This window comes from Streptomyces sp. NPDC085937 (assembly GCF_044540535.1).
Taxonomy (GTDB): Bacteria; Actinomycetota; Actinomycetes; order Streptomycetales; family Streptomycetaceae; genus Streptomyces.
Genome location: NZ_JBITSH010000002.1, coordinates 647,357 through 671,383, shown reverse-complemented (window position 1 = coordinate 671,383; position 24,027 = coordinate 647,357). Strand labels below are relative to the sequence as shown.

Genomic DNA, 24,027 nt, shown 5'->3' with positions numbered 1-24,027 from the left:
ACCAGGGGAGGGCGCGACATGTTCGGCAAGTTGTTCGGCAGGGGCGGGGACGGGCCGGGGGCGGATCCGTACGCCCTTCCGGCGCCGCGCAGGAAGAACGGGGTGTACGCCCTGCGCGCCCTCGGGGACGCGCGGGTGCTGGCGGTCGTGGAGGCCGCCGACGCGGGTGACTGGGAGGCGGTCAAGGCCGCCCTGGCCCCCTTCGACCTGGGCCGCGACCATCAGGTCCTCGGCCAGATGGCCGTCCTGGACGGGGTGCAGGACTGGATCGGCCGCGCCGTCGAGGAGGACAAGGAGCACCGGGCCCTGGCCCTGCTGATATCCGGGGCACGGCACGTCGACTGGGGCTGGGAGGCGCGGACCAGCGCGCGTGCCGTGGACGTCACGCGGGAGCAGTGGCAGGTCTTCCGCGAGCGGCTCCAGATCGCCGAGCAGCAGTTGTTCGAGGCGGCCGAGCTGCGTCCCGACTGGATCACGCCGTGGCGCCACCTGCTCACCTCCGCGCGCGGCATGTCGCTCGGCTCCACGGTCGCGGAAACCCGGCGCGACGCCGCCCTGCGCCGTGACCCGCTCGACCTGGAGGTCCACCTCGCATGGCTGTCCCAGCTCCAGCCCCGCTGGGGCGGTGAGCCGGGCGAGGCCCTGGAGTTCGCCCGCGCGGCGTTCGCCAAGGCGCCCGAGGGCCACCGGCTCGGCTGCGTGGTCGCCATGGCGTACATCGAGGAGTGGGTGGAGTCCGACGACGGCGCCTGCCTGCAGCAGCCCAGGATCCGCACCGAGCTGCGGGAGGCGGCGGAGCGCAGCGTCCTGCACCACGCCTACGAGCGCCGCCTGGGCTGGCAGGGCGACTACAACATCTTCGCCATGGCCCTGTCCCTGGCCGGAAGCAGCACCGCATCCAACATCTTCCGCGAGCTGGAGGGCGCGTACACCGAGTGGCCGTGGACGTACATGTCCGAACCGCAGAAGACGTACGCGCGCTTCCGCAAGGCCTTCTGAGCCCCGGCTCGCCCCTCTTCCGTCGCCCGTCGCACACCTTCACACCCCGGACCGCCGATGACCCTGCCCGAGAACACCGCCGACCGCACCTTCCAGGTCGACCTGCGCGGACTCGTCGACCTGCTCTCCCACCACCTCTACTCCAGCCCCCGCGTCTATCTGCGTGAACTGATGCAGAACGCGGTGGACGCGCTCACCGCCCGGCACGCCCTCGAACCGGCCGCCCCCGCCGGCACCTTCGGCATCCGGCTGTACGCCGACGCCGCCGTGGTGCGCGTCGAGGACGACGGCGTCGGCCTCACCGAGGCCGACGTGCACACCTTCCTGGCCACGATCGGCCGCAGCAGCAAGCGCGCCGACGGGATCGCCGAGCAACGCGGTGACTTCATCGGCCAGTTCGGCATCGGCCTGCTGTCCTGCTTCCTGGTCGCGGACGAGATCCACGTGGTCAGCCGGTCCGCCCGTACGCCGGGCGCGCCCGCCGTGGAGTGGCGGGGACGCGGCGACGGCAGCTACACCGTGCGCACCCTGCCCGCCTCCGCCCGGCCCCGGCCCGGCACCACGGTCACGCTGACCCCGCGCGCCGACGCCGGCGAGTGGACCCGGCCCGCGCGGGTGCGGGCGCTGGCCGGGCACTTCGGCTCGCTGCTCCGCCACCCGGTGACCTTCGACGACGGCACCGGCCCCGCCGTCCCGGTCAACCCCGAGGCGGCGCCCTGGGCGCGGACGTACCCGACACCGGGTGCCCGCTCCCGCGCACTGGCCGCCTACGGCGAGGAGGTGTTCGGCTTCGCCCCGCTGGACACCATCGAGCTGGACCTGCCGGCGGTGGGTCTGAAGGGCATCGCGTGCGTGCTGCCGGAGGCGGTGCCCGCCGGGCGCCGTCACGGCCACCGGGTGCACGTCAAGGGCATGCTGCTGTCGGAGCAGGCGGAGGAGATCCTGCCCGACTGGGCGTTCTTCGTCCGCTGCGTCGTCGACGCGGAGAGCCTGCGCCCCACGGCGTCCCGCGAGTCCCTGTACGAGGACGACACCCTCGCCGCCGTCCGGGACGCGCTCGCCGAGAAGCTGCGCGCGTGGATCGCCCGCGTCGCCGCCAGCGACCCGGACCTGCTGCACCGCTTCCTCCAGGCGCACCACCTGTCGGTGAAGTCGCTCGCCGTGCACGACGACGAGATCCTGCGGATGCTGCTGCCGTGGCTGCCGTTCGAGACGACCGACGGCCACTGCACCCTGGACGAGTTCTCCCGCACCCACCGCACCGTGCTGGTGACGTCCAGCGTGGAGGAGTTCCGGCAGGTCGCGGCCATCGCGTCGGCCGCCGGGCTCGGCGTGGTCAACGGCGGCTACACCTACGACCGCGAACTGGCGCACCGGCTGCCGGAGATCAGGCCCGAGGTGAGCGTCGCCGACCTCGACCCGGCGACCCTGACCGCGCACCTCGACCCGGTCGACCGGGAGACGGAACTCGCCGCCGCGGCCTACCTGGCGCTCGCCCGGGACGCCCTCGCGGTGTTCGACTGCGACGTGGCGCTGCGCGCCTTCCAGCCGGCGTCCGCGCCCGCCCTGCTCGTCGACAGCCGCGAGGCCCGGCACGAGCGCACCCGCTCCCGGCTCGCCCGTGAGCAGGAGGGCGGCCTGTGGGGCGACATCCTCGGCGCCCTGCAACAGGAGGCGCCGCGTGCCCAGCTGATCCTCAACCAGCTGAACCCGCTGGTGCGCACCGCCGTCGCGATCGACGAGCCCGAGCTGGCCCGCACCAGCGCGGAGGCCCTGTACGGGCAGGCGGCGCTGCTGTCCCGGCGTCCGCTCCGGCCCGCCGAGTCCAGCCTCATCAACCGCTCCTTCCTCGACCTTCTCGCCCACGCCCTGCGCAAGGACAGCTGACGATGCAGACCGCACCCCAGACCACCGACGAGCTGTACGAGGCGCTGCGGGAGAACGACCGGCGCCCCTACGGCCGCACCCGCACCGTCACCGCCGAGGAACTCGCCGAGGCGGCCGAGCTGTTCGGCGAGCCGGTGCCGCTGATCCACGCCCTGCTGGAACTCCAGGAGGCGTACACCTACGGCTCGGAGCCGCGGAAGTCGCCGGTCGTCTTCGCCCGGCTGCTGAACCTCTTCGACGAGCAGCCCGACGTGTTCGACGACCGGCTGCGCCACCAGCTGTTCTGGCGGTTCAAGTGGGTCGCCAACGCCCTGCGCTGCCTGCCCGAGGTGCCGCTGGCCAGTCTGCGCCAGTGGCAGACGGAGATGCGCGACCGCTACGAGAAGGCCGGGCTCGACCTCCAGCCGTACTACGGGCAGGCCTACCAGCTCGCCGCCCACGTCGGTGAGGACACCGACCTCGCCTACGAGCTGTGGGCGGGCCGGACCCGCGGCATGCTCAGCGACTGCGAGGCGTGCGAGACCTGCGAGCGCGCCCTGTACCACCTGGCGGCGGGCGACGACGAGCGGGCGCTGCGCGCCTGGGAGCCGGTGCTGGCCGGCGAGGAGTCCTGCCAGGAGGAGCCGGCCCGCTCCGTGTCGTACGCGCTGCTGCCGCTGCTGCGCGCCGGCCGCACCGACGAGGCGCGCCGGCTGCACCTGGCGGGGTACCGGGGCTGCCGCCGCAACCCCTCGATGGCCGGGGAGGTCGGCCGCCACCTGGAGTTCTGCGCGCTGACCGGAAACGAGGCGCGCGGCCTGGAGCTGCTGGCGGAGAACCGCACCCTGTTCGAGGAGGTGGACTCGCCGCTGGCCCTGCTCGACCTGCTCACCGGCGTGGAGGTGCTCCTCGCCCGCGTCGAGGCGCTGGGGCGCGGGGAGCTGCCCGCCGCCGGGTTCCCCGGCCGGAGCTGGACGGTGGCGTCGCTGCGCGCCGAGGTGCGGCGGCGGGCCGACGACCTGGCCGGCCGCTTCGACGCCCGCAACGGCACGACGGCCCACACCGACCGCCGCGCGGCCCGTCTCGGCCGGGCGCCGCTGCTGGAGTCGCTGGAGCTGACGCTGCGGCCGCGCACCCTGGAGGACGTGGTCCCGGCGACCGCCCCGGCCGCGCCGGAACCGGCCGAGGCGCTTCCCGAGGCACCCGCCGACCTGATCAAGCGGGCGCGGGAGCTGGACGAGCAGGGCCATCCGGACGCGCACGCCTGCTGGGCCCGCCTGCGCGCCCTCACCGCCGCCCCGGACCACGTCCACCCGGACGACCCGGAGGTGGGCCCGCTGGTGCGGCTGCGGGCGGACCTGCTGGAGGAGGAGGCCAGGCTGGCGGAGCGCAAGGACGCGCACACCGACGCGGCGGCGCTGTACGAGGAGGCGGCGGGCCTGTACGAGGACGCGGGCCTCCCGGGCCACGCGGTGTTCGCCCGCGCGAGCGCCGTGCTGGCGGGAGCACAGGTGGCTCCGCCGGGGGCGACCGAGGAGGGCGCCGATCCTGAGGCGCGGGCCGCCGCCCAGGTCTCCCGGTTCACGGAGGCGCACGCGGAGCTGGTGCGGCTGCACGAGCAGGCGTCCGGGATCGCCCCGTACCTGGAGGCGCGGCTGCTGCGGCTGCGGGTGAGCGCGCGCGGCCTGCGGCTGCAGGCGTCCGGGGACAAGGAGCACGTGGCCCCGATCCTCGCCGAGGCGGAGCTGCTGTACGACTTCGCCACCCGGCACGGCCTCACCGGGCAGATCGCCGCCGCCCGGCTGCTGCGGGCCACCACGCACGCCATGGCCGGCGACCTGCCGGCCTCGCTCGCCGAGGCGGACGGACTGGTCGAGCTCCTGCGGACGGACGGCCCCGCCTGGCACCTGCCCCGCGCGCTGTCCCTGCGCGGCAAGATCCAGCTCGGCCTGGGGGACGCGGAGGCCGCCCACGCGAGCCTCGGCGAGGGGATACGGCTGGCCGCCGAGTGGCCCGCCGAGGCGGTCGACGCCGCGACCCTGCACGGCGAACTGGCGCAGGCCTGCATGGGTCTGGGCCGTCCCGACGAGGCGTTGCGCCATCTGACGCGGTCGGCGGAGCTGGAGATGCGGGCGGGCACCCGGTTCGACGCGTTCTGCACCTACAGCAACGCCGCCCAGCTGAGCCTCGACCTGGGCCGGATCGAGGACTGCATCGCGCTGCTCGACTCCCTGCTCGTGGAGCCGGACGTCGTGGGCGGCGAGCTGGACGACCGGCTCGTCGCCCAGCTGCGCCTGACCCGCGCCCGCGCGCTGCGCGCCGGTGACGACCTCAAGGCCGCCACCGCGGAGTTCGTCGCCCTCGCGGCCGAGTCGGCCGGCTGGGACGACGACCCGGGCAGCCACGCCATGATCGCGGCGGAGACGGCCGTACTGCTCGGTGAGGCCGGTGAGTTCGCCAAGGCGCGGGAGGCCGTGGACCAGGCGCTCGCGGCCCACGCCCGCGATCCGCGGTACGAGCTGGTCAGCAACGCCCTGCGGGAGCTGGCCCGGCTCCAGGCCCAGCAGCAGGGCCCCGACGGCCTGGCGGACGCCCGTGCCTTCCTCGACGACGCCGGCCGGGTGGCCGACGCGGCCCGCGCCGTCGGCTTCGAGGCGCACGGCCGCTCCCTGGACTCGGCCCTGGCCTACGAGCACGGGCGGATCAACGCCTACGCCGGCGCGTACGACGAGGCGCTGGCCGCGCTGGAGAAGGCCGTCGGGCTGCTCGGGGAGCCGGGTGAGGACGCCGACGTGGCCGGTGAGTGGGCGGAGTGCGTCCGCCTGGCCGGTGTCGTGGAGGGCGTCTACCTGGAGCGCACCGCCCCGGCCCTCGCCCGGGTCGAGGCGGCGGCGCACCGGCTGACGGCCCTCGGCCACACCGAGGAGGCCGAGTCCCTGACGGGGCTGGCGGAGCGGCTGCGCGACGAGGAGTGAGCGGTGCCGGTGCCGGGGTGGGGCGCGTGTGTCCCTCCCCGGCACCGGCGAGGGGAGCCGGGCGCGCTCCCGTCTCGCGATGCGGGACGAGCGGCCGCCCCGGCCCCGGGCGGTGACTGTGACGGTGATCTCGTTTACGGAGCGTATCTGCGCCTTTGATGACCTTGTGTCACTGCCTCTTTGTGGCACGGACGTTAACGCCCGCCTGAACCCCTTGTGCAATCCGCGTAGACAGATCAATCTTTCGCCTGGCGGCAGGACATGCGGAGCGCGGCCACAGCGCCCGTGTTTGGCATGTTCCTGACATGCATGCGTTCCGGTGACCCGGGGCGGACGTCCGCCGTGCGGCGCCTCACCCCCAGAGGCGCGACCCCCACACTCCCCACCTGTCGAGGAGAAACCTCAGATGGCAGTGAAGCGAAACACCAAGCGCAGATCGATCGTCGGCGTCGGCGCGGTCGCCGCGGCGGCTCTGACGGGCGGTCTGTTCACCGCTCCCGCCGCGCACTCCGCCGAATCCCCCAAGGGGGCGATCGCCTACGCGGACGCGCCGAACGCGGTCGAGGGCAGCTACATCGTCACCCTGAAGTCGGGCACCAAGGCCACGTCCGCCCAGGGCAAGGGCCTGGCCAAGAAGTACGGTGCCGACGTCGAGCACACCTTCCGCGAGGCCGTCAACGGCTACACCGTCGAGGCCACCGAGGCCGAGGCCGCCGAGCTGGCCGCCGACCCGTCGGTCGCACTGGTCGAGCAGAACCGCGCCTTCACCATCCAGGCGACGCAGACCAACCCGCCCTCCTGGGGCCTGGACCGCATCGACCAGGCCGCGCTGCCGCTCAGCGGTTCCTTCACGTACGACGACACCGCCGGCCAGGGCGTCACCGCGTACATCATCGACACCGGTGTGCGCGTCTCCCACAGCGACTTCGGCGGCCGCGCCCGCAACGGCTACGACGCCGTCGACGGCGACAACGTCGCCCAGGACGGCAACGGCCACGGCACCCACGTCGCCGGCACCGTCGCGGGCAGCGCCTACGGCGTCGCCAAGAAGGCCGCCATCGTCGGCGTGCGCGTCCTCGACAACAACGGTTCCGGCACCACCGCCGGCGTGATCGCGGGCGTCGACTGGGTCGCCGCCAACGCGGTCCTCCCGGCGGTCGCCAACATGTCGCTCGGCGGCGGTGCGAGCACCACGCTCGACACCGCGGTCCGCAACGCCATCGCGGCCGGCGTCACCTTCGCCGTCGCCGCGGGCAACGAGTCGACCACGGCGACCGGCTCCCCGGCCCGGGTGGCCGAGGCGATCACCGTCGGCGCGACCACGTCCACCGACGCCCGCGCCAGCTACTCCAACTACGGCTCGAACCTGGACATCTTCGCGCCGGGCTCGTCCATCACGTCGGCCTGGAACACCAGCGACAGCGCCACCAACACCATCTCCGGCACGTCGATGGCCACCCCGCACGTGGCGGGCGCCGCGGCGCTGTACCTCGCGGACAACCCGTCGGCCACCCCGGCGCAGGTCTCCTCCGCGCTGGTCGCGAACTCGGTCTCCGGCGCGGTCACCAGCCCGGGCACCGGCTCCCCGAACCGTCTGCTGTACGTCGGCGGCAACGGCGGCACCACCCCGCCCACCGGCAAGACCTTCACCAGCTCGACGCGGTACACGATCAGCGACCGGACGACGGTCGAGTCCCCGATCGCCGTCACCGGCGTCTCGGGCAACGCGCCCTCGACCCTCAAGGTCCCGGTGAACATCGTCCACACCTACATAGGTGACCTGACGGTGTCCCTGGTCGCCCCCGACGGCTCGGTCTACACCCTCAAGCCCTCCGGCACCGGTGGCTCCACGGACAACATCAACACCACCTACACCGTGAACGCCTCCTCGGAGACGGCCAACGGCACGTGGAAGCTGCGGGTCACCGACGGCTACGCCGGCGACACGGGCTACATCAGCAGCTGGGGCCTGACCTTCTGAGGTCATGACCTCGGCGCCCCTCCTCCGCCCCGGCACGGACGTCCGTGCCGGGGCGGAGTCCGGCCAACTGGCCGGCCGTCCCGTCCAGCCCCGGCCCGGTCGTCCGACCCGTGCTTCGAGCGCACGGGGCGCAACCTGCGCGTCAGCGCCCTCGCCTGGGGTCTCGGCGCCGCTCACCAGGGCGCGGGCGTTCCGTCCCAGGAGAAGAAGCCACCGGTGGGGCCGTCGTCCGGCAGCAGGGCCAGGCGGGCCGCTCCCCGGGCGGCCTCGGCCGGGTCGTCGCCGGCAGCGGCGGCCAGGGGGTTGAGGTCGGTGGCCCGCATGCCGGGGGCGAGCGCGTTGACCTTGAAGCCGTCCTCGGCCAGCGTCTGGGCGTAAAGGACGGTGAGGGCGTTGAGGGCGGCCTTGGACGACCGGTAGGCGGCGGCGCCACCGCTTCCCGGGGTGAACTGGGGGTTGGGGTTCGTGCTCCAGGTCAGCGATGCGGTGCCGCTGGAGATGTTGACGATGCGCGGCTGCGGGGACCGGCGCAGGGCGGGCAGGAAGGCATTGGTCACCGCCACCACCCCGAAGACGTTGGTCTCGTACGTGCGCCGGAACTCCTCGACGCCCGTGTCGGTCGGCAGGGCGAGTGACGGTGAGATCCCGGCGTTGTTGACCAGCACGTCCAGACGGTCCACCTGGGTCGCGGCCCGTGCGATGCCGTCAGGATCCGTCACGTCGAGCACCAGCAGGCGGGCGCCTGCGCCGATCTCCTCGACGGCTCGCTGTCCGAGCCCGCGGTCGCGAGAGCCCACGTACACGGTGAGGCCCTCGGCGGCGAGGAGCCGCGCGATGTGCTTGCCGATGCCCTTGTTGGCACCGGTGACAAGAGCTGTGCGATCGTTCATGGCACCTAGCGTTCCCTGGCTGTGGGCGCCCTGCCAGGGACAACCTGTACCAGGCAGTGGGAGGAAGCGGCATGGCACGGCAGGAGCTGGCCCGCTTCCTGCGGGACCGCCGGGCGGGCCTGCGTCCGCACGAGATCGGCCTGACGGTGACGGGCACCGATCGCCGGACACCGGGTCTGCGCCGCGAAGAGGTGGCGGAACTCGCCCACATGTCGGTCGACTACTACACGCGGCTGGAGCAGGCCCGGGGCCCGCGGCCGTCCACCCGGATCCTGGACGCGTTGTCCCAGGCACTACGGCTCACGCCGGCCGAGCGCAGCCACCTGTTCCGCCTTGCGGGATCGAGCGCGCCGCCCGGCATCAGCGCCGTGCGGTGGGTACGCCCGCACGTGGCCCGGATGCTGGAGCGGTTGCCGGAGACCGGTGCGATCGTCACTGACGCGACGTACGGCGTCGTCGCCTGGAACCCCCTGGCCCAGGCACTGTTCGGCGGCGATCTCGAGGTCGGGAGGACGAACCTGGCGCGGCGCCGCTTCCTCGGCCAGGGGCGGATGTACGAGAGCTCCGGCGCCGAGGAGTTCGGGCACATCGTGGTGGCGCGGCTGCGACGGGCCGCCGACCGCTACCCGCATGACCCGCAGCTGACCGCTCTGCTGGCTGAACTGCACGGCGGCAGCGAAGAGTTCCGGCAGATATGGCAAACGCGTCCGGTCCACGCCCCCGGGCACCGCACCAAGATCCTCGATCACCCGGCGACCGGCACGCTGCGGTTGAACTGTGACGTCCTGCTCGTGCCCGAGGACGACCAGGAAGTCGTCCTGATCACGGCCGACCCCGGATCACCCGCCGCGCGGACCCTGCACAGGCTGGCCAGGCAGGCGACCTGAAGCGCAGGTCACCCCGACGGGGTCGTCGAAGTAGGCCTCGACGGCCCATCCACGCCGCCACTCGTTCTGACGACGTCCTCCCGTGTCCGTGACCGCGCGGGCTACTCCCTGCTTACGCTCGATCACCCAGAGGAACACGCCCCGTGCGGCGAGGAAATGAGGTGCAGCCGTGGTTCACGTCCAGTCGCTCGACCCCACCGCGTCCCCGCTGGACTACTACGGCTGGGAACTGCGCCGCCAGCGCGAGGCGCACGGGCTGAAGCAGAGCCAGCTCGGCGAGATCATCTTCTGCACCGGGTCGCTGGTCGGCCAGATCGAGACCATGAAGAAGGTGCCCACCCGTGACTTCTCCGAGCGCGTGGACGCGGCCCTCGGCACGGACGGCCTGTTCTCCCGCCTGATCGGCCTGGTCCTCCGCAGCCAACTCCCCACGTGGTTCCAGCCGTACGCGGAAATGGAGGCGAAGGCGGCGTACATCTCCACGTACCAGGCGCAGTTGGTGTACGGCTTGCTGCAGACGGAGGAGTACGCGCGGGCGGTGCTCGCCACCGGGACATCGGACGACCTGGAGGGCCTGGTCGGGGCACGGATGGAACGCCAGCGCGTTCTGGAGCGGGAGCAGCCTCCGCTGACGTGCGTGGTGCTGGACGAAGCGGTGCTGCTTCGACCGGTCGGCGGTCACGAGGTCATGCGGCGGCAACTGGCGCACCTGTTGGAGGTCTCCGGGCACCGGTGGACGCAGGTGCAGGTGTTGCCGAACGAGGTCGGCGAACACGTCGGCCTGGCGGGTTCGTTCAACCTCCTTCGCTTCGAAGACCACCCGGACGTCGTCTACACGGAGGACGTCATCTCCGGTCACATGACAGCCAATCCGGAGACCATCAGGGAGGCCGCCCTCCGTTACGCTCGCTTGCAGGCTGCCGCACTCTCTGTGGAGGATTCGGCGGGACTGATCAGCCGCCTGATGGAGGAACGCTATGGACACCGCTCCCAGCCCGAGGAACAGCCAGTGGCGTAAGTCCAGCTACAGCGGAAACACCGGCGGCGACTGCGTCGAGGTCGAACTGACGGATGCCGCCGTGATCCCCGTCCGCGACAGCAAGAACCCGGCTGGCCCGGTCGTCACCGTCGGCGCCGAGGCCTGGCAGGCGTTCCTCGGCAGCCTGCGCCGGCACTGACGCGAACCTCCACCGTGGACTGTGCCGCATCGAGTTGATCGCGCAGGCGCGGGCCGTCGATGTGTTTGCGCTCGATGAGTGGAGGGAGCCGGTGACCCGGCCGGGGACTAGCTCCGCTCGGGGCCGAGCCGGCGGCCGAAGAAGCGGACCGTGCTGTCCAGTTCGGACGGCGGGATCTCGCCGTGTCGGCCGGGGTTGGCGTGCAGCGACTTCTCCGGTGAGGCCAAGGCGTCGAACAGGGCCAGGCTCTGTTCCCTCGGGACGCGTTCGTCGTCCCACTGCACCAGGAACTCCACCGGGACCGTGATCCGTGCGGCGGCCTCGGCGGATGCCGATCCCCCGCCCAGGCCCAGGACCGCCGCGCGGACCCGCGGTTCCGCCGCGACGAACGGGACGCCGAGTCCGCAGCCCAGCGAGACGCCCCAGTAACCCACCGGGCCGGTGCCCACGTGGTCGAGCCGCTGCACCGCGTCCAGGACCGCCCGCCACTCCGGCACGGTCTGCCGGGCCACGAGGGCCTGGAAGCCGGCGATCAGCGGGGCCAGTTCCTCACCGGCCTCCACGCGAGCCTGGTTCCCGGTCGCGATCCGGTCGTACTCCTCGACCTTCGGCCGGTCGCCGTGGGCGGGAACGTCGACGGAGACGGCCGCGAAACCGCACTCGGTCACGAAGCGGCGGGCGAGGGCGAGGATCTCGGGGTCCCTCTTGTGCCGGCCGCCGCCGTGTCCCAGGAGGACGAGGGGCAGCGGGGCGGCGGTGTCGTCCGCCGGTGTCCACAGGACGCCGGGGCTGTCACCGAGGGAAAAGAGCTGTTCGCGGACGCCGTCGGACGGCGTGTCGGAGAGGAAGCGCATAGCGATGCGTGCCTTTCGGGAGACCTCTGCGGGCGCTCCCTAGGCCATGCGAGGGGAGGAGGCCCGACCTGTCGAAGCGTTGATCGGTCTCACCTCCTCGGGACGCAGCAGTGCACGGCGGCAGGAACGTACCACGGTGGCGCGCCGGAACACCCCAGCCCTGCATGGGAGCAGCGCCGGCACCGGCGGGGCCCGTCGTGGGCGGCCCTTCCGGATGCCGTCGACCGGCCCCCGCCTGAGGCTGGAGGCATGGCGCATGAAAACGAATAATAGATTAGAGTTGACATCTAAAGGCGAGCCGATCCGCATCGGCACGCGGCGACCCACCCACGCGCGCACTCGCGCACCGGAACGGAAAGAGACCGACATGAGCACCTACCTGATCAACCACCTGCGGATCCCCGGTGACGTCCCCAACGAGGAAGGGCTGTCCTACCTGGAGCAGGTCGAGGCGACCGTCGCGCCGTTCGGGGGGAAGTGGCTCGCGCAGGGAGACGTGGACGTGGTCGAGGGGGCGTGGCCGGGATCGGTCGTGCTCATGGAGTTCCCCGACCGCGCCGCGGCGGAGGCCTGGTACAACTCCCCCGAGTACCGGGACATCCGTCCCCTGCGGGTCAACAACGCGATCTCGGATCTCATCCTGGTCGACAGCCTCCCCGACGGTTTCACCGTCCGCGGCTTCGCTCAGCAGGTCCGCGCCATGGTGGCGCAGGCCTCCGACAGCTGACATAGCCGGAGCCGGTGGTCAGAACGCCGACATCTCCCACAGCAGCAGCTCCGCCGCCGTGACCGCCACCGCCTCGATGTTCTTCTCGTCCGTGAGGCGGGCCGCGTCGCCCGGTTCCAGCAGCTCGCCGTCCAGGCGGACCGTGCCGCGGACCACGTGGGCGTAGACGTACGGCGCGTCCGGGACCGCCGTGCGCTCGCCCGCGGTCAGGCGGCGGACGTGCAGCATCGCCCCCGCCTCCGGGAGGGCGTACGGCGTGGAGTCCGCTATGCCGCGGACGACCTCGTAGCGCGGCTCGCCGCCCGGCTTCAGCGGGGCCAGCCACATCTGGAGGAAGGTCAGCGAGGACCGGCCCGCGTTCCGCTCCACGTGCCGCACCCCCGACGCCGCGCTGAGGCGCTGCACGTCGCCGGGGCGGATCACCGTCTCCCGCCCCGTGGAGTCACGGTGGGTCAGCTCGCCCGCGACCACCCACGTGACGATCTCGGTGTGGCTGTGCGGGTGCTCGTCGAAGCCGGCACCCGGGCCCAGGTGCTCCTCGTTGCAGGCGATCACCGCGCCGAAGCGGAGGTTGTCCGGGTCGTAGTGCGGGCCGAAGGAGAGAGCGTGCCACGTCTCGATCCCGGCCGCCGGATCGCCGCCCCGAAAGCGCTCGCTCGCCCGCCTCACGTCCATCACGGCATCCACCGTAGGCCCTGTCCGGCGGGGCCGGGACGGCGCACGGCGGGGGCACCGGAGCCCGGACGCGGGGCACGGACCGGCGGCCGGGGCGCGACCCGGGGCACGCGCGGCCGTCCGGATGAGGCAGTCTTGTCCCGTGCCCGAACCCGAAACCAGTACCCCCGAACCCGACGCACGCCCCGCCCATCCGCACCCGGCGACCCTCAAGCGGCTGGAGCAGTCGTCCGGCAGTCTCGCCGCCCAGGCCATCGCGCGGATGGACGAGACGCTGTCCTGGTACCGGGCCATGCCCCCGGAGAACCGTTCCTGGATCGGTCTGGTCGCCCAGGCGGGCATCGCCGCCTTCACCGAGTGGTTCCGGCACCCCGACGCCCCGCAGGCCATCTCCACCGACGTCTTCGGCACCGCGCCGCGCGAGCTGACCCGGGCCATCACGCTGCGTCAGACCGTGGAGATGGTGCGGACCACGATCGAGGTGATGGAGACCGCCATCGACGAGGTGGCGGCGCCGGGCGACGAGAGCGTGCTGCGCGAGGCGCTCCTCGTGTACGCGCGGGAGATCGCCTTCGCCACGGCCCAGGTGTACGCCCAGGCCGCCGAGGCACGCGGCGCCTGGGACGCGCGCCTGGAGTCGCTGGTGGTGAACGCCGTACTCAGCGGGGAGGCCGACGAGGGCGCCGTGTCGCGGGCCGCCGCCCTCGGCTGGAACTCGCCGGAGCACGTGTGCGTGGTGCTGGGCACCGCCCCCGACGGGGACTCCGAGCTGACCGTGGAGGCGATCCGGCGGGCCGCCCGGCACGCCAAGCTCCAGGTGCTCACCGGGGTGCTCGGCGACCGGCTCGTCGTCATCGCGGGCGGCAGCGACAACCCGCTGGCCGTCGCGAAGTCGCTGATCGGGCCGTACGCGGCGGGTCCCGTCGTCGCCGGGCCCGTGGTGCCGGACCTGCTGGCCGCGACCCGGTCCGCGCAGGCCGCCGCCGCCGGTCTGAAGGCGTGTTCCGCCTGGCAGGACGCCCCGCGCCCGGTACTGGCGGACGATCTGCTGCCGGAGCGCGCGATGGCCGGGGACCCCTCGGCGCGCGAGCAGTTGGTGGAGGAGATCTACAGACCGCTCGAGGAGGCCGGCGCCGCTCTGCTGGAGACACTCAGCGTGTATCTGGAGCAGGCGAGCAGCCTCGAAGGCGCGGCACGCATGCTGTTCGTGCATCCCAACACCGTGCGTTACCGGCTTCGACGTGTGACGGACGTCACCGGTTGGTCACCCTCCGATGTACGCTCTGCGTTCACCCTGCGGATCGCGCTGATCCTGGGGCGTCTGGTCGATGGCGATCCCCAGTCCTAGTCTTTTGTGGGGGGTCGACAAAACCCCCCTCGGTTCTTCGTCCTTGTCCCCACGGGCGGCCGCGCCCGTCCCCAAGAGAGAGTGTGAGAGTGCTCGTACTCGTCGCTCCCGGCCAGGGCTCCCAGACGCCCGGCTTCCTGACCGAATGGCTCGAACTCCCCGGTGCCGCCGACCGTGTCGCCGCATGGTCCGACGCCATCGGACTCGACCTCGCCCACTACGGCACGAAGGCCGACGCGGACGCGATCCGCGACACGGCCGTCGCGCAGCCGCTGCTGGTCGCGGCCGGGCTGCTGTCCGCCTCGGCACTGGGTGACATCGCTCCCGGCGCGGTCGCCGGTCACAGCGTCGGTGAGATCACCGCCGCCGCCCTCGCCGGCGTCCTCGACGACACCGCCGCCCTCTCCCTGGTCCGCAAGCGGGGTCTGGCCATGGCCGACGCCGCCGCGATCACCGAGACGGGCATGGCGGCGCTGCTCGGCGGCGACCCCGAGGTGACGGTGAAGCACCTGGAGAAGCTGGGTCTGACCCCGGCGAACATCAACGGCGCCGGCCAGATCGTCGCCGCCGGCACCAAGGAGCAGATCGCCGCGCTGGAGGCGGACAAGCCCGAGGGCGTGCGCCGGGTGGTCGCGCTCCAGGTCGCCGGCGCCTTCCACACCCACCACATGGGCCCCGCGGTCGACACGCTGGCGCAGGCCGCGAAGGCCCTCACACCCGCCGACCCGACCGTCGCCTACGTGTCCAACAAGGACGGCAGGGCGGTCGCGACCGGCACCGAGGTGCTGGAGCGCCTGGTCGGCCAGGTCGCCAACCCGGTCCGCTGGGACCTGTGCATGGAGACCTTCAAGGACCTCGGCGTCACGGCCCTCCTGGAGCTCTGCCCCGGCGGCACCCTCACCGGCCTGGCCAAGCGTGCCCTCCCCGGCGTCAAGACGCTGGCCCTGAAGACCCCCGCCGACCTCGAAGCGGCCCGCGAGCTCGTCGCCGAGCACGCCGCCTGACGCCCTCAAAGGAGCCGACCCGCATGGCGAAGATCAAGCCCAGCAAGGGCGCCCCGTACGCGCGCATCCTCGGCGTGGGCGGCTACCGTCCCACCCGGGTCGTGCCGAACGAGGTGATCCTCGAGACGATCGACTCGTCCGACGAGTGGATCCGCTCGCGCTCCGGGATCGAGACCCGGCACTGGGCCTCCCCGGAGGAGACCGTCGCCGCGATGTCGATCGAGGCGTCCGGCAAGGCGATCGCGGACGCCGGGATCGACGCCTCGCAGATCGGCGCCGTGGTCGTGTCGACCGTGTCGCACTTCGCCCAGACCCCGGCCATCGCCACCGAGATCGCCGACAAGCTCGGCACCGACAAGGCGGCCGCCTTCGACATCTCCGCCGGCTGCGCGGGCTTCGGCTACGGCCTGACCCTCGCCAAGGGCATGGTCGTCGAGGGTTCCGCGGAGTACGTCCTGGTCATCGGCGTCGAGCGGCTCAGCGACCTGACCGACCTGGAGGACCGCGCGACGGCCTTCCTGTTCGGTGACGGCGCGGGCGCCGTGGTCGTCGGTCCCTCGCAGGAGCCGGCCATCGGCCCGACCGTGTGGGGCTCCGAGGGCGACAAGTCCGAGACGATCAAGCAGACCGTCAGCTGGGACCGTTTCAGGATCGGCGACGTCTCCGAGCTGCCCCTGGACAGCAAGGGCAACATCAAGTTCCCCGCCATCACCCAGGAAGGCCAGGCGGTGTTCCGCTGGGCCGTGTTCGAGATGGCGAAGGTCGCCCAGCAGGCGCTGGACGCGGCCGGCATCACCCCGGACGAACTGGACGTCTTCATCCCGCACCAGGCCAACGTGCGGATCATCGACTCGATGGTGAAGACCCTCAAGCTGCCGGAGCACGTCACGGTCGCCCGTGACATCCGCACCACCGGCAACACCTCGGCCGCCTCGATCCCGCTCGCGATGGAGCGGCTCCTGGCGACCGGCGAGGCGAAGAGCGGCGACACCGCGCTCGTCATCGGCTTCGGGGCGGGTCTCGTGTTCGCTGCGACTGTCGTTACCCTCCCCTAGGCACTCCGTGCCGGATCATGCGTCCGGTACGCGAGGAAACACCGCCACACCCTCTGGAATCACAAAGAAGGAGCGCCACCATGGCCGCCACTCAGGAAGAGATCGTCGCCGGTCTCGCGGAGATCGTGAACGAGATCGCCGGCATCCCGGTTGAGGACGTCCAGCTGGACAAGTCCTTCACCGACGACCTGGACGTCGACTCGCTGTCCATGGTCGAGGTCGTCGTCGCCGCCGAAGAGCGCTTCGACGTCAAGATCCCGGACGACGACGTCAAGAACCTCAAGACCGTCGGCGACGCGACCGACTACATCCTCAAGCACCAGGCCTGAGCCCGCGCGGGGCGTGAGCCCCGTCAGGGCCGGGAGCATCCCGGCCCCGCCACCCGGCGGTGGCGCCGTACGCATCCTCGTCAATCGTTGGAGAAAGAATTCCGATGAGCTCGACCAATCGCACCGTGGTCGTCACCGGTATCGGCGCAACCACACCGCTGGGTGGCGACGCGGCCTCTACCTGGGAGGGCCTCGTCGCCGGGCGTTCCGGCGTGAAGCCCCTGGAGCAGGAGTGGGCCGCCGAGCAGGCGGTCCGCATCGCGGCCCCCGTGGCCGTGGAACCCACCGAGGTCATCCCCCGGCCGCAGGCCCGCCGCCTGGACCGCTCGGCGCAGTTCGCGCTCGTCGCGGCCAAGGAGGCCTGGGCGGACGCCGGGTTCGAGGCCAAGGCCGGCGAGGACCCGAACGTCGACCCCGACCGGCTGGGCGCCGTGATCGCCTCCGGCATCGGCGGCGTGACGACCCTGCTGGACCAGTACGACGTGCTGAAGGAGAAGGGCGTACGCCGCGTCTCCCCGCACACCGTCCCCATGCTGATGCCGAACGGCCCGTCCGCGAACGTGGGTCTCGCGGTCGGCGCCCGCGCGGGCGTGCACACCCCGGTGTCCGCGTGCGCCTCGGGCGCGGAGGCCATCGGCTACGCCATCGAGATGATCCGCACCGGGCGCGCCGACGTGGTCGTCGCGGGCGGTACGGAGGCGGCGATCCACCCGCTGCCGATCGCCGCGTTCGGCAACATGATGGCGATGTCCAAGAACAACGACGACCCGCAGGGCGCCTCGCGCCCCTACGACGTCGCCCGGGACGGCTTCGTCATGGGCGAGGGCGCGGGTGTGATCGTCCTGGAGTCCGCCGAGCACGCGGCCGCGCGCGGCGCCCGGGTCTACGCGGAGGCGGTCGGGCAGGGCATCTCGGCCGACTCGCACGACATCGTGCAGCCGGAGCCGGAGGGGCGGGGCATCACGCACGCCCTGCAGAACCTGATGGACCGCACCGACCTGGACCCGGCGGAGATCGTGCACGTCAACGCGCACGCGACATCGACGCCGGCGGGTGACATCGCCGAATTGAAGGCGCTGCGGAAGGTCTTCGGGGACGACACGGACCACATGGCCGTCTCCGCGACGAAGTCGATGACCGGGCACCTGCTCGGTGGCGCGGGTGGCGTGGAGTCCGTCGCCACGGTGCTGGCGCTGTACCACCGGGTGGCGCCGCCGACGATCAACGTGGAGAACCTGGAGCCTGAGGCCGAGGCGGCTGCGGATGTGGTGCGCGGTGAGGCGCGGAAGTTGCCCGTGGACGGGCGGATCGCCGCGTTGAACGACTCGTTCGGGTTCGGTGGGCACAACGTGGTGCTGGCGTTCCGGACGGTTTGATCGCCCTCGGGGCGGATTTCGGAAGGGGCTCACCTCTGGGAGGTGGGCCCCTTCCGGTGTGGGCCGTTCGCGCAGTTCCCCGCGCCCCTGGATGCCTGCGGGCCTCGATGGATGGCTGCGGGCCGGTGGGGGCTTGGCGCGCAGTTCCCCGCGCCCCTTCGGGGGCGCGTACCTGGCTGCCGGTTCGTGGGGGTTGAGCGCGCAGTTCCCCGCGCCCCTTCGGGGCGCTATACGACCTGGTGGAGCCAGCGGACGGGGGCGCCTTCGCCTGCGTAGCGGAAGGGTTCCAGTTCGTCGTCCCAGGGCTTGCCGAGGAGCTTGGCGATCTCCGACTCCAGGTCGGTCTCCTCCGTACGGGAGCGGACCAGGGCGGCGCGCAGGCGGTCCTCCGGGATGAGGATGTCGCCGTGGATGCCGGTGACGGCATGGAAGATGCCGAGGTCGGGGGTGCAGCTGTAGCGCTCGCCCTCCGCGCTGGGGCACGGCTCGGAGGTGACCTCGAAGCGCAGCATCTGCCAGCCGCGCAGCGCGGAGGCGAGCTTGGAGGCGGTGCCGGCCTGACCCTGCCAGGAGAACTCCGAGCGCCAGGTGCCGGGGGCGGCCGGCTGGCGGATCCAGTCCAGGCTGACGCGCGTGCCGAGCACCCCGGCGACGGCCCACTCGACGTGCGGGCACAACGCGCGCGGCGCGGAGTGCACGTACAGAACTCCACGAGTCGTCACCGGAACCTCCGGGCTGAGCGGGTCGTCTTCGATCGGGCGGAACAGGCGCGGCCCGCCGGGCCGCGCTGATGGCGAGGCTACCGTGCGACGGCGCGAGGAGTGTGACGTACCGTCCGTCCCGGCGGGGGGAAAGTCGCGCCGTTCACCCGGCAGGACGCCGCTGCGGGTGGCGTGGGTTGCTTCCGGACGGGCCCCCCGGAGGGGCGGGAACTCCCGTGCGTTGTTATGGGTTGGGGGTCGGACGGATGTCAGCGGGACGCGCGGGGAGGCGACGGATGGAGCAGGCGACGCGGAGGCGGGGCAGGGCCGTGCTCGCCGCGGTGGCGGCCGTCGCGTTCGGCGTGGCGGGCTGCGACGCCGTCGGTGGTGACGCTCCCGGCGCCGCGGGGACGAAGGCGTCGTCCGCCCGGCCCACGCCGCTGTGGGACACCCGTCCGGACTCGGTGGCCGCCGTCGGTGACTCGATCACCCGGGGGTTCGACGCGTGCGCGGTGCTGACGGACTGTCCGGAGGTGTCGTGGGCGACCGGCGGCAGCGAGGAGGTCGACAGTCTGGCCGTACGGCTGCTGGGGCGGGCCGGCGCGGCCGGACGGAGCTGGAACTACGCGGCGACCGGCGCCCGGATGGAGGACCTGCCCGCGCAGATGGAGCGGGCGGTGCGGCGCGGCCCGGAGCTGGTGGCGGTGATGGCGGGGGCGAACGACGCCTGCCGGGAGAGCGTGGCGGCGATGACGCCGGTGGCGGAGTTCCGCGCGGGCTTCGAGGCGGCGATGCGTACGCTGCGCCGGTCGCTGCCGAAGGCACAGGTGTACGTGGCGAGCGTGCCCGACCTGAAGCGGCTGTGGTCGCAGGGGCGGACCAGCGCGCTGGGCAAGCAGGTGTGGAAGCTGGGCATCTGCCCGTCGATGCTGGGCGACGCGGACGCGCTGGACGCGGCGGCGACCGAGCGGCGGGCGACGGTGCAGAAGCGCGTGGAGGACTACAACGAGGTGCTGCGCGAGGTCTGCGCGCAGGACAGCCGCTGCCGTTCCGACGACGGCGAGGTGTACGCGTACCGGTTCGGCACCGCGCAGCTGAGCCGCTGGGACTGGTTCCACCCGAGCGTCGACGGACAGGCCAAGCTGGCCGAGATCGCCTACCGGACGGTCACGGCGCCGGGGCCGTGACCTATTGTTTCGCACATGAACGAACTCTTCGGCACACTTTCCGACGGCACGCCGGTGCACCGTTGGACCCTGGAGCGGGCGGGCGTACGGGTACGGATCCTGTCGTACGGCGGGATCGTGCAGGACGTCGAGGTGCCGGACCGGGACGGGCGGACCGGGAACGTGGTGCTGGGGTTCACCGGCCTGGACGGCTACCTCGCGCATCCGGAGCCCTTCCTGGGCGCCCTCATCGGCCGGTACGCCAATCGGATCGCGGGCGCGCGCTTCACCCTGGACGGCGTCGAGCACACCCTCGCGCCGAACGACGGGCCGAACTCGCTGCACGGCGGTGAGCGGGGCTTCGACAAGCGTGTCTGGGACGTCACCGAGGTGGAGCACGGCCTGCGCCTGTCGCTGGTCTCCGAGGACGGCGAGGAGGGCTTCCCGGGCCGCCTGGAGGTCACGGTGACGTACACGCTGGACGAGCGGGGGGCGCTGCACATCGCGTACGAGGCGGTGACGGACGCCGCGACGCACGTGAACCTGACGAACCACACGTACTGGAACCTGGCCGGTTCCGGCTCCGCCTCCGGACACGAGCTGCGGCTGGCCGCCTCCCGCTGGACGCCGTCCGGCCCGGACCTGATCCCGGCCGGTGAGCCGGCGGACGTCTCCGGCACCCGCTACGACTTCCGCGAGGCGCGCAGGACCGGCAGCGGCTACGACGACAACTTCCTGCTGGACAAGGGGGTGACGCCGGCGGCCGAGGAGGTGGCCGAGCTGTACGACCCCGCGTCGGGCCGGGTGCTGACGGTGGCGACCACCGAGCCGGGCATGCAGGTGTACACGGCGGACCACATCGGGGAGCCGTTCGAGCCGGGTGCGGGGATCGCGCTGGAGACGCAGCACTTCCCGGACTCGCCGAACCGTCCGGAGTTCCCGGGCACGGTGCTGCGGCCGGGCGAGGTGTTCCGCTCCGAGACGGTGTACGGCTTCTCCACGCGGTAGCGGGCGGGCCCTCCGCGCGGGGCCCCCGCGCACGGGCCCCGGACACACATGAGCCCCGGTCCGGGGTCAGGGTCCCGGGCCGGGGCTGTTCATGGGGTACCCCGCCGGGACCCGACGTTAACCGCTCAGCCGCTTCCGGTCGCCGCCGATCCCGCCCCCACGGCGAATCCCGTACGAACCCTTCACATTCGGCCAGTGGTGTTCCCCGCCGCTCAGGTACGTGCCGGGCGGTGTCCGTCGCACCGTGGTGTGATCCACCCCGGTCACGCGATACTGCGGGCCTCCGGCATCCACCCGTACCCCACGACGACGGAAGGCCCCCATCCCGTGATCTCTCCCCGTGTGCGCATCGGTGTGCTCGGTCTGGCCCTGCTGACCGCCCTGTCCGCCCCCACGACCGCGACCGCCGCCGGCCCGCCGGCCCCGACCGCCGGCACCGCCGCACCGCCGACCGTCGAGGAGCTGCGTCTCGACAAGGCCGCGCCCCAGGAGATACTCCGCCGCTCCGGCTTCGAGACCGTCACGCCCGCCTTCGCCCGCGCCCTGGACCGGGCCCGCTCCTACGCCGAGGCCCGGCGCGTCGTGGAGCGGGAGGGCCGCGCCCTGTGGCGCAGGGCGGTGGACCGGGCGCAGGGGCGGGGCCCCGCGGGCGGCGACCTGAGCCGGGACGACGACCGGCCGCTGTACTGGGCGCGGCTCGGCATGACCCGTGAACTGCGTGGCTGGGAACCGCGGTTCGGGCTGGACGAGGCGCGGCGGGCGAAGCTGCTCGACACGCTGGAGCAGACCTCGCGCGGGCAGACCGCCATCCGGTATCCGCACCGCAAGGGCCTGAAGCGGGTGCTGGTGACCGGATTCGACCCGTTCACCCTGGACCGGGACATCCGTATCTCCAATCCCTCGGGCGCCGTCGCGCTGGCCCTGGACGGCACGGTGATCGAGACGGCGAGCGGCCCGGCGCGTGTCGAGACGGCCGTGTTCCCGGTGCGCTGGCGGGACTTCACCGACGGGACGGTGGAGCGGGCGCTGCGGCCGCACCTGCCGGAGGTCGACCTGTTCACCACGGTCAGCCAGGGCCGGGTGGGCCGCATCGACGTCGAGCGGACGAACGGCGCGTGGCGGGGCGGCTTCGGGGACAACGAGAACACGGGCACCCCGGAGATCGTGCCGGTGTCCGACCCCGCCTCCCAGCCGCAGTGGACGTCGACGACGCTGCCGTACGCGGCGATCGTCGCGGCGGACACCGGCCGGTTCCCGGTGTACGACAACACGGCGGTGACGGAGATCCCGGCGGGCGCGACGGAGCCGGTGGACCGGCCCGACGGGCCGACGCCCGGCTCGACGGCGCGGGCCGGGGGCGGCGGTGACTACCTGTCCAACGAGATCGCCTACCGGGCGACGCTGCTACGTGACCGGCTGGGGCTGCACGCCACGCTGCCGGGCGGGCATGTGCACACGCCTGTGCTGGAGTTCGGAGCGGGCAACACCACGGAGGTCACCGACCCGCGGTTCGTGCGGAACCGGCTGGACATCATCGCCCAGGTGCGCGCCGTCGTGGCCGTCGCGGTCAGTGCGTCGGAGCGAGCGCGAGGCTGACGCCGAGGCCGGCCAGCGCGGTCCCGATCACCTTGTTGAGGACCCGCTGGCCGCGCAGCATCAGGCCGCGCATCCGGTCGTGGGAGAAGAACAGCGCGACGACGCCGAACCACAGCAGGTGGGCCAGCGACATGAACAGGCCGTAGCCCGCCTGCTGGAGGAGCGGGGTGCCGGGGTCGACGACCTGCGCGAAGGTCGAGACGACGAAGAGGGTCGTCTTGGGGTTGAGGACGTTGGTCAGGAACCCGGTGCGCAGGGCGGCGAGCGGGGTCAGGCCGGTGCGGTGCTCCAGGTCGACGGTGACCTCGGCGCGGGTGCGGAAGGTGCGGACCCCGATGTACACGAGGTAGGCCGCGCCGGTCAGTTTGACGACCGTGAAGAGGAAGGCGGAGGAGGCGATCAGCAGCCCCACGCCGAGCATCGTGTAGGTGACGTGCACCAGGACACCGGCGGCCACCCCGGCGGCGCCGAGCAGCCCGGTGCGGCGGCCGTACAGATAGCTGTTGCGGACCACCATGGCGAAGTCGGCGCCCGGGGCGATCACCGCGAGGACGGTGATGACGGCGACGGCGAGGACCTCGGTCACGCGTCGGCGCCCTCCTCCTCGGGCTCGGCGGCGCTGTCGTCGCCCTCGGTCTCCTCGCCGAGGAGGTCGCGGGCCATGAGGGTGGCACCGGCGACCGCGCCGGGCATGAGGAACACCGCGACGAACGGCACGAGGAACGCGACCGCCAGGGGGGTGCCGAAGCCCCACACGAGGGTCTTGCGGGACCGCAGCAGCGTGAGGCGCTCGCGCACCTCCACACCGCGTCGCTGGAGGGCGACGGCGGTGAGTTCCTCGGTGAGGAAGAACCCGGTGACGAAGAAGCCGATCACCGGCACGACGGTCTGCCCGGCCACCGGGACGAACCCGAGCGCGAACAGCAGCACCGCCCACACGGCCGCGCGCGCGAGGATGCGGAGGCTGTCGCGGGCGGAGATCCACAGCTCGCGCCAGAGCGGCAGGTCCGACTCGGGCGCGGTGCCGTCGGGTGAGACGTCACGGTCGACCTTCTCGGAGAGGCTCTCGTAGAACGGCTGCCCGACGAGCAGGGTCACGGCGGTGAAGGTGAGCACGCTCAGCAGCAGGCCGAGCGCGAACAGCACGGCGGTGAGGAAGCCGCGGAACAGGCCCGCCCAGGGGTCGGCCCAGTCGTCGGCGAACGGCGTCGCCCAGCCGACCAGGTCCGCGCCCCACAGCGCGAGCGCGACCAGGGCCGCCGCGTACAGCACCAGGGTGATCAGTCCGGGCAGCAGCCCGAAGCCGTACTGCCTGCCGTGCCGGCCGACCCACTTCTGGCCCTTCAGCAAGTACCGGAACCCTGCCCCGAGATCGCGCATGGGAGGACTGTAGCGGGCGCCCGGACGGGTGA

At 72.7% G+C, this 24,027-nt stretch carries 22 protein-coding genes; 16 read left to right on the top strand and 6 right to left on the bottom strand.

The annotated features are described in order from the left end of the window. Positions 1–18 precede the first annotated feature (18 nt). The 4 genes from ACIF8S_RS06470 (at position 19) to ACIF8S_RS06455 (ending at position 7,821) form a co-directional block, all read left to right on the top strand. Positions 19–999, top strand: a complete 981-nt coding sequence (locus ACIF8S_RS06470; RefSeq protein ID WP_399997662.1) for a hypothetical protein — start codon at positions 19–21, stop codon at positions 997–999. Between the two features lie 57 nt (positions 1,000–1,056). Then, complete coding sequence (locus ACIF8S_RS06465) at positions 1,057–2,886, top strand: HSP90 family protein (RefSeq protein WP_399997661.1); 1,830 nt, start codon at positions 1,057–1,059, stop codon at positions 2,884–2,886. Positions 2,887–2,888: 2 nt separating this feature from the next. Then, on the top strand, positions 2,889–5,840 hold the full coding sequence (locus tag ACIF8S_RS06460) for a hypothetical protein (protein WP_399997660.1): 2,952 nt from the start codon (positions 2,889–2,891) through the stop codon (positions 5,838–5,840). A gap of 406 nt (positions 5,841–6,246) precedes the next feature. After that, entirely contained in the window at positions 6,247–7,821 is a 1,575-nt protein-coding gene (locus tag ACIF8S_RS06455) for a S8 family serine peptidase (protein WP_399997659.1), read from the top strand. 173 nt (positions 7,822–7,994) lie between these two features. Here the strand turns inward: ACIF8S_RS06455 and ACIF8S_RS06450 are convergent, their stop codons facing one another. Then, entirely contained in the window at positions 7,995–8,711 is a 717-nt protein-coding gene (locus ACIF8S_RS06450) for an SDR family oxidoreductase (RefSeq protein ID WP_399997658.1), read from the bottom strand. A 71-nt stretch (positions 8,712–8,782) separates the two neighbouring features. Between ACIF8S_RS06450 and ACIF8S_RS06445 the strand changes: the two genes are divergently transcribed. From ACIF8S_RS06445 to ACIF8S_RS06435, 3 genes are all read left to right on the top strand, one after another. Then, positions 8,783–9,598 carry a helix-turn-helix transcriptional regulator gene (locus ACIF8S_RS06445; RefSeq protein ID WP_399997657.1) on the top strand — a complete coding sequence of 272 codons (816 nt, stop codon included), beginning with the start codon at positions 8,783–8,785 and terminating at the stop codon, positions 9,596–9,598. A 169-nt stretch (positions 9,599–9,767) separates the two neighbouring features. Then, complete coding sequence (locus ACIF8S_RS06440; RefSeq protein WP_399997656.1) at positions 9,768–10,616, top strand: helix-turn-helix transcriptional regulator; 849 nt, start codon at positions 9,768–9,770, stop codon at positions 10,614–10,616. Then, positions 10,576–10,776, top strand: a complete 201-nt coding sequence (locus tag ACIF8S_RS06435; RefSeq protein ID WP_399997655.1) for a DUF397 domain-containing protein — start codon at positions 10,576–10,578, stop codon at positions 10,774–10,776. Before ACIF8S_RS06440 ends, ACIF8S_RS06435 begins: the two co-directional genes overlap by 41 nt. Before the next feature lie 107 nt (positions 10,777–10,883). Here the strand turns inward: ACIF8S_RS06435 and ACIF8S_RS06430 are convergent, their stop codons facing one another. Next, positions 10,884–11,630 (bottom strand): dienelactone hydrolase family protein, encoded by a 747-nt coding sequence (locus ACIF8S_RS06430; protein WP_399997654.1) that lies wholly within the window; start codon positions 11,628–11,630, stop codon positions 10,884–10,886. A 367-nt stretch (positions 11,631–11,997) separates the two neighbouring features. Between ACIF8S_RS06430 and ACIF8S_RS06425 the strand changes: the two genes are divergently transcribed. Beyond that, positions 11,998–12,357 (top strand): DUF1330 domain-containing protein, encoded by a 360-nt coding sequence (locus ACIF8S_RS06425; protein WP_399997652.1) that lies wholly within the window; start codon positions 11,998–12,000, stop codon positions 12,355–12,357. Positions 12,358–12,375: 18 nt separating this feature from the next. Here ACIF8S_RS06425 and ACIF8S_RS06420 read toward each other — a convergent pair whose 3' ends face one another. Next, positions 12,376–13,032 carry a pirin family protein gene (locus ACIF8S_RS06420; protein ID WP_399997804.1) on the bottom strand — a complete coding sequence of 219 codons (657 nt, stop codon included), beginning with the start codon at positions 13,030–13,032 and terminating at the stop codon, positions 12,376–12,378. 142 nt (positions 13,033–13,174) lie between these two features. On the opposite strand from ACIF8S_RS06420, the gene fasR reads away from it, so the two are divergent. From fasR to fabF, 5 genes are all read left to right on the top strand, one after another. After that, positions 13,175–14,380: a fatty acid biosynthesis transcriptional regulator FasR gene (gene fasR, locus ACIF8S_RS06415; protein WP_024882830.1), complete on the top strand. Its 1,206-nt coding sequence runs from the start codon at positions 13,175–13,177 to the stop codon at positions 14,378–14,380. A gap of 89 nt (positions 14,381–14,469) precedes the next feature. Further along, complete coding sequence (locus ACIF8S_RS06410; RefSeq protein WP_399997651.1) at positions 14,470–15,384, top strand: ACP S-malonyltransferase; 915 nt, start codon at positions 14,470–14,472, stop codon at positions 15,382–15,384. A 23-nt stretch (positions 15,385–15,407) separates the two neighbouring features. Next, on the top strand, positions 15,408–16,439 hold the full coding sequence (locus ACIF8S_RS06405; RefSeq protein WP_349793182.1) for a ketoacyl-ACP synthase III: 1,032 nt from the start codon (positions 15,408–15,410) through the stop codon (positions 16,437–16,439). Positions 16,440–16,519: 80 nt separating this feature from the next. Then, positions 16,520–16,768, top strand: a complete 249-nt coding sequence (locus ACIF8S_RS06400; RefSeq protein ID WP_004931691.1) for an acyl carrier protein — start codon at positions 16,520–16,522, stop codon at positions 16,766–16,768. 104 nt (positions 16,769–16,872) lie between these two features. Then, positions 16,873–18,144 (top strand): beta-ketoacyl-ACP synthase II, encoded by a 1,272-nt coding sequence (gene fabF, locus ACIF8S_RS06395; RefSeq protein WP_399997649.1) that lies wholly within the window; start codon positions 16,873–16,875, stop codon positions 18,142–18,144. Between the two features lie 227 nt (positions 18,145–18,371). On the opposite strand, the gene ACIF8S_RS06390 is transcribed toward fabF, so the two are convergent. Beyond that, entirely contained in the window at positions 18,372–18,866 is a 495-nt protein-coding gene (locus tag ACIF8S_RS06390; protein WP_349793179.1) for a DUF3145 domain-containing protein, read from the bottom strand. A gap of 275 nt (positions 18,867–19,141) precedes the next feature. Between ACIF8S_RS06390 and ACIF8S_RS06385 the strand changes: the two genes are divergently transcribed. The 3 genes from ACIF8S_RS06385 (at position 19,142) to ACIF8S_RS06375 (ending at position 22,615) form a co-directional block, all read left to right on the top strand. Then, positions 19,142–20,032, top strand: a complete 891-nt coding sequence (locus tag ACIF8S_RS06385) for an SGNH/GDSL hydrolase family protein (protein ID WP_399997648.1) — start codon at positions 19,142–19,144, stop codon at positions 20,030–20,032. A gap of 15 nt (positions 20,033–20,047) precedes the next feature. After that, positions 20,048–21,019, top strand: coding sequence for an aldose epimerase family protein (locus tag ACIF8S_RS06380; RefSeq protein ID WP_399997646.1), 972 nt, complete (start codon positions 20,048–20,050; stop codon positions 21,017–21,019). A 327-nt stretch (positions 21,020–21,346) separates the two neighbouring features. After that, entirely contained in the window at positions 21,347–22,615 is a 1,269-nt protein-coding gene (locus ACIF8S_RS06375; protein ID WP_399997644.1) for a pyroglutamyl peptidase, read from the top strand. Here the strand turns inward: ACIF8S_RS06375 and ACIF8S_RS06370 are convergent. Both ACIF8S_RS06370 and ACIF8S_RS06365 read right to left on the bottom strand, forming a co-directional pair. Beyond that, positions 22,587–23,201: a LysE family transporter gene (locus tag ACIF8S_RS06370; protein WP_033272751.1), complete on the bottom strand. Its 615-nt coding sequence runs from the start codon at positions 23,199–23,201 to the stop codon at positions 22,587–22,589. The two genes, ACIF8S_RS06375 and ACIF8S_RS06370, sit on opposite strands and share 29 nt — an antisense overlap. Next, positions 23,198–23,995, bottom strand: a complete 798-nt coding sequence (locus ACIF8S_RS06365) for an EI24 domain-containing protein (protein ID WP_349793171.1) — start codon at positions 23,993–23,995, stop codon at positions 23,198–23,200. The genes ACIF8S_RS06370 and ACIF8S_RS06365 overlap by 4 nt, the downstream gene beginning before the upstream one ends. Positions 23,996–24,027 lie beyond the last annotated feature (32 nt).